General features: G+C 76.4%; 1 protein-coding gene. It reads left to right on the plus strand.

Translation table 11 applies throughout. The annotated features are described in order from the left end of the window. Positions 1-33: 33 nt before the first annotated feature. Positions 34-1,358, plus strand: a 1,325-nt coding sequence (locus L2I40_RS23220) for an acyltransferase domain-containing protein (protein ID WP_237217723.1), incomplete at its 3' end; no start/stop codon positions are given.

Genomic DNA, 1,358 nt, shown 5'->3' on the forward strand with positions numbered 1-1,358 from the left:
GGCAGGTCGCCGCGCGCGCGGCTCGGGGCCGGCGTGACGCCAGCCGACCTGGCCGACACGGATGTCGCGCAGCCGCTGCTCTTCGCGATCCAGGCGGCGATGCTCCCGGTGCTGGCGGAGCACGGCCTGCGGCCCGCCATGGTCCTCGGCCATTCGGTCGGCGAGGTCGCGGCCGCGTATGCCGCGGGGCTTCTCGGGCTGGACGACGCGGCGCGGCTGATCGTCGCGCGCAGCCGCCACCAGCAGGCGCGGCGCGGCCATGGCCGCATGGCCGCGCTGAACGCGCCGCTCGAGGAGGCGGAGGCGCTGGTCGCCGGTACGAAGGTCGAGATCGCGGCGGTCAACGCGCCAGGCGCGGTGACGCTCGCCGGGCCGGAGGAGGCGCTGGCCGCGGTCTGCGCGGCGGCCGAGGCGCGGCGCTTCGCGGTGGTGCCGCTCGATCTCGACTACGCCTTCCATTCGGCGGCGATGGATCCGGTGCGCGACGCGCTGCTCCGCGACCTTGACGGGCTGCGCTGCGGCGCTGCGGCGCTGCCGATGCTCTCCTCCGTCACCGGCGAGGCGCTGTCCACGGCCGATGCGGGGTACTGGTGGCGGAACCTGCGCGAGCCGGTGCGCTTCGAGGCGGCAACGCGCGCCGCGATCGCACAGGGCGCGCGCATCTTCCTGGAGATCGGGCCGCATCCCGTCCTGCAATCCTACCTGCGCGAGACGGCGCGCGCAGCGGGGGTGGAAGCGGCGAACATCGGGACGCTGGCTCGGCGCGCCTCTGGCGCGACGACGAAGCGCGACGCCGGCGATCCCTTCCCGGCGATCGTCGACCGCGCCTTCGTCGCCGGCGCCGATCCGCGCGGCGCGCGAATCTTCGCCGGGCCCGCCTCGCGCCGCATCCCGCTCACGCCCTTCGACCGCCGGCGCTTCGTGCATCCCGCGACCGTCGAGGGTGCCAGGCTGACCGATCCGGTGGAGGAGCATCCGCTGCTCGGCTTCCGCCGCGGGACGGAGCCCGGCATCTGGACGCGGCTGCTCGACACCGATCTCGCGCCCTGGCTCGCGGATCACCGGCTCGGCGAGGAGGCGGTGCTGCCGGCCGCCGCGATGCTCGACATGGCGCTCGCCGCCGGGCGCGCGCGGCATCCCGACGCGGCGGCGCTGGAGGTGGCGGAGTTCCGTATCCTCGGCACGCTGCCGCTGGGGCAGACGCGCGAGATTCGCTGCACGCTGGCCGACGGCGCGTTCCGGCTGGAGAGCCGCGCCCGCTTCGCCGAGGCCTGGACGCTGCATGCGCTTGGCGAGGTGCGGCCCGCGACCATCCCGGCCGCGATCGCGGCGCCGGGCGAGGGCGCCCGCCTCGACGG

The sequence above is a fragment of the Falsiroseomonas oryziterrae genome, assembly GCF_021864505.1.
GTDB lineage: Bacteria > Pseudomonadota > Alphaproteobacteria > Acetobacterales > Acetobacteraceae > Falsiroseomonas > Falsiroseomonas oryziterrae.